The sequence below is a fragment of the Nitrosomonas sp. genome (assembly GCF_043753625.1).
In the GTDB taxonomy this organism is placed as follows: Bacteria; Pseudomonadota; Gammaproteobacteria; order Burkholderiales; family Nitrosomonadaceae; genus Nitrosomonas.
In genome coordinates this window covers 1-3908 of record NZ_JAYUWI010000097.1, presented here as the reverse complement: position 1 = coordinate 3908, position 3908 = coordinate 1, and the positions used below count along the sequence as shown (strand labels likewise).

Annotated in this window: 4 protein-coding genes and 1 pseudogene; 1 reads left to right on the top strand and 4 read right to left on the bottom strand. The window is 39.4% G+C overall.

Translation table 11 applies throughout. The features are described from left to right. Positions 1-163: pseudogene (locus tag ACH10T_RS08830) on the top strand (transposase); the annotation flags it as partial. Between the two features lie 126 nt (positions 164-289). Here the strand turns inward: ACH10T_RS08830 and ACH10T_RS08825 are convergent. The 4 genes from ACH10T_RS08825 to gluQRS form a co-directional block, all read right to left on the bottom strand. Further along, the gene (locus ACH10T_RS08825; RefSeq protein ID WP_394808928.1) at positions 290-742 is read right to left on the bottom strand and encodes a PAS domain-containing protein; all 453 of its coding nucleotides are present in this window, start codon (positions 740-742) and stop codon (positions 290-292) included. 77 nt (positions 743-819) lie between these two features. Further along, positions 820-1284 carry a polyketide cyclase gene (locus ACH10T_RS08820; RefSeq protein ID WP_394808927.1) on the bottom strand — a complete coding sequence of 155 codons (465 nt, stop codon included), beginning with the start codon at positions 1282-1284 and terminating at the stop codon, positions 820-822. A gap of 25 nt (positions 1285-1309) precedes the next feature. Further along, the gene (locus tag ACH10T_RS08815; RefSeq protein WP_394808926.1) at positions 1310-2473 is read right to left on the bottom strand and encodes an NAD(P)/FAD-dependent oxidoreductase; all 1164 of its coding nucleotides are present in this window, start codon (positions 2471-2473) and stop codon (positions 1310-1312) included. A gap of 201 nt (positions 2474-2674) precedes the next feature. After that, a complete protein-coding gene (gluQRS, locus tag ACH10T_RS08810) occupies positions 2675-3550 on the bottom strand; it encodes a tRNA glutamyl-Q(34) synthetase GluQRS (RefSeq protein WP_394808929.1) in 876 nt (291 codons plus the stop codon). Positions 3551-3908 lie beyond the last annotated feature (358 nt).

The window sequence follows — 3908 nt, the reverse complement described above, 5'->3', positions numbered from 1 at the left end:
GACGAGAAGGAATCACGCAGCGGGATTCAAAGCCAAGGTGGCAATATCTGCGATCAAGGGTGATAAGACACTAGCTGAGCTAGCTGAACAATTTGATGCACATCCGAACCAGATTTCGGAATGGAAGCAGCAGTTACAGGAATCTGCAATCGATGTATTCGGGAGTAATTCAAAAGTAAAGGCCGCGGGGTAACTTTTCAAATACACCATAATAATATTCATTATTAACAATATATTATAAACTCATTGTGGATGACACTATCCCTGAATTTTCCTGGTATCCGGACGCTCACTTTTTAAGTATCGCAAGTTGTTCCTTCAATGCTTTAATTTCCTCTTCTGCCCGGATTTGTGGGGTAACGTCTAATTGCACACCTAGGAAATAGAGTAAATTTCCATTGGAATCAAAAAGTGGTGACATCAGTAAATGGTTATAAAATAACTCACCATTCTTACGATAATTATGCAGCGTCACTTCAACGGATTTCTTATCTTTTATGGCTTCTCGCAATTTATTAACTTCTCTTTGATCGTGTTCCTTTCCCTGCAAGAAACGGCAATTTTTACCTGCAACTTCCGCTAGCGTATATCCAGTTATCGTTTCAAAGGCTTTATTAACATAAACCAATGGCATATCCTCTTGATCAGGATCAGCCAGTGATACTCCGTTTACACATGAATCAAGAATCTTGGACAATACTTGTGGAATTAATCCAGGGTCTTTCTCAACGATAAAATCCATGATTTTCTCTCCAGGTTAATCAATTGTTGGCTAAATAAATACACTCATGCGGGGACTGCCGATTACTTGAAATCAGCCTAATCTGCTTCAATTAATTTCTTGATGTTCTTGACAGTTCGTTCGGTTCCGTCTTGAACAGCAATGCGTACCAATTTTTCAAATGGCCTTACATGTAAATCGAGACTAAGCAGCTCAAAGATAAATATTATCCGGCTATCTGAAGCGTTGACTGATTCAATCACATAGTCACATCGGTAAGGATTAGAAACACCTTCAAAACAAATACGTGCCCCTACATCAAAAAATTTAACTTTGAATGTCGATTCAGAGCGATTACCTTGATCAATGCGCACTTGACGGCATAGTGTCCCCAATTTTACAGGTCCATCGGTGAGTTTCTCCAATTCTTTAACCTCCGGTGACCATCTGGGATAATTAATAAGCAAATCGTTACCAATAAAATTAAAAAGCTTTTCACTGGGCGTTTGGATTATTGTATTGGCTTTGCCAATTACAGGGGTATCTTTGAACAAACCAAGCATTTTAATGCCTCCTGCGTAGTATTTGCTAAACCAAGTAGGTATCTATTCCTGCCAATAATAAGTCATATTGCGCTTCAACCAATTCTTTAATTGTCAAAGCTGGAATGCCTGTGATCAGATTGCCTTCCGAAACCAACCAGCCTACCGCATCTGAAGACCCAAGACTCACTACATAGCCTAGTTCATGATGAAGATAGGGCTCAAGTAGTCCGGGAAAACCAGAATGCCGCAAGATATTGCGTGCTACTAACTTTCCTTTCCGAACAGCTGACTGTGCTGTTAATGTATTCGAACCTAACGATTGATAATAAGAACAATCGCCTGCTACAAAAATATTTTGCAATGACTCCTGACTAACTATAACCTGCCCGAAAGCATTTGCGGTAAAAATATTTTGTTGTTTCTTACCTAAAAACAAAATAGACAGGCTAGAAGCTAACTCAAACTGTTTTTTTGTTTGTTTTTCTGTCAGTAAAATTTGACCATCCTGCTGTTCACGGTAATAGGTGCTGGGGTAAAAAGCAATATCCATATCACGCATGTGAGACTCCACATAACAACCGAACCCATCAGGAAATTGCTCCAGTACATGTTCACCCGAATGAACCAGGCGTAATCCAGCTTTACTTTTAATTCGATTAAGAAATTGCTTTATTTCAAACAAGAACTGTATACCCGTTGCTCCTCCACCCACAACAGAAATAGATTGTTCAGATGAATTGCCTTGGTTTAGTAATTTTGTTAACAAATCTGATCCATTTACAATCGTGAAGTCCTGCAAACTCAAAATATTATCTTTTCTTATCGAATCAACAGCCCTACTTTCACAACCCGAAGCAATAATCAGGTAATCAAAATTTAAAACTTCTTCATTGAGAATCAGTTGTTTTTTATCCTGGCATTCTTGTAGCTCATCTTGATCAAAATTTATCGACGCTACAATATGCCGACAACCGTAACGATTTTCTATCTCGGTAAATGGAACCAGTAGATCTGTTAAAGGATACCGGAATGTCTCATGTAAGTGCGTGATTTTTATATGTTGCGTTTTAGGATCAATAATCGTGATATCTGTATCGGGAACGTATTGCAAAAGATTTGTTAATGCAGCAATGCCCGCATACCCTCCACCTACAATTACTACTTTCAATCGCTTTTGTTTCGGTATATTAAACGGCAAAAAAGCCACAGTATCTCCTTACCTGATATGCTTGAGAAACAATAATTTTTTCTCACTAAGTCTTCAATCACATAGATTGATTGTATGAACAATTGCACAAATCCTGCTTGCATTAATAAGATTCGTTAAGTGTTACAGACTAGCACAAATATTACGCTTAGCGCCTTACTTTAAATTAACCCCGGAACCCTAAACAATAACAATCCACAATTAATGAGGAATCAGATTTACACACCAGTTTTGTTTGGCCCATTGCCAGAAGGAAGAGATATCGCCTTCTAAAATTTCTACAGGTGGTTTTTGACCTAAGAAATGTAATGCATCAACTAATTGCGGTAATGCATTCGTAATATTGACCGGAGCTGCGTTTGTTTGCTTACTGAGCTTCTCACCCAGCGCATTCGTTACCACTGGCAAATGCATATATTGCGGTATTGGATAGCCCAATAATTGCTGTAAAAATATTTGGCGCGGCGTTGAATCCAAAAGATCTGCGCCACGCACAACATGCGTTATATTTTGTGCCGCATAATCCACCACTACAGCTAACTGATAAGCATAAATCCCATCGCCTCTGCGCAAAACAAAATCTCCCACATCACTTCTAAGCCTCTGAGAATATAAACCCGACAAAATATCCTCAAACTGAATTGAATCATCATTAGTTTGAATGCGAAGTGCATGTACTTTTTTTATAGAAGTTGGATTCTTAAGGCAAGTCCCAGGATAAATAGGTCCGCCCAAACCTATAATGCTGGAATCAGCAATTTCTTTTCTTGAACAAATACAGGGGTAGATTAGGCTTTGTTTACTCAAAGCGTTCAATGCCTCGTGATAGGCTTCAGAGCGCTGACTTTGGTAGATAACTACGTCATCCCATTCCATACCTAATCTTTTTAGCACATATAATATTTTGCTCGCCGCGCCAGGGACTTCGCGTAGCGAATCAACATCTTCGACTCTAACAAGCCAATTGCCATGATGAAATTTCGCATCGAGGTAACTGCCCACAGCCGCAACCAATGAGCCAAAATGCAGTGGTCCGGTTGGCGATGGAGCAAATCGGCCTCGATATTTCAAATCCATCGATTGAGAGTTTTTCACTAATAATTAACTAATCGGATATACTAAAACTTAACACAAACAATTTCTTAATCAGTGAAGTGGTCACCTGCAACTGAACAACCTGAGAGTAGAATTAAGCTCTGCTATTGTTAGTTAATCAAGCCCAGGCGGGCTGATGAATTGCTTGATATTGATAATAAACCTCATTGGGAGCTTGGTTATCAAAACCTTGATGAAAACGCTCCTGATTGTACCAGTCAAACCACTGAGTCAGAAGTGGCCTCGCAAATTCGGACAGTCGGATAAGTGGTAATCTTGCTCACCCCAAGCCGTGCAATAGACGGCAAAAAAGGAGCGAGAGTATGAAAAGGACGAGAAG

Coding starts and splice junctions, on each gene's coding strand:
- gluQRS (WP_394808929.1), bottom strand. CDS start 3,550: ATGGATTTGAAATATCGAGGCCGATTTGCTCCATCGCCAACCGGACCA.
- ACH10T_RS08820 (WP_394808927.1), bottom strand. CDS start 1,284: ATGCTTGGTTTGTTCAAAGATACCCCTGTAATTGGCAAAGCCAATACA.
- ACH10T_RS08825 (WP_394808928.1), bottom strand. CDS start 742: ATGGATTTTATCGTTGAGAAAGACCCTGGATTAATTCCACAAGTATTG.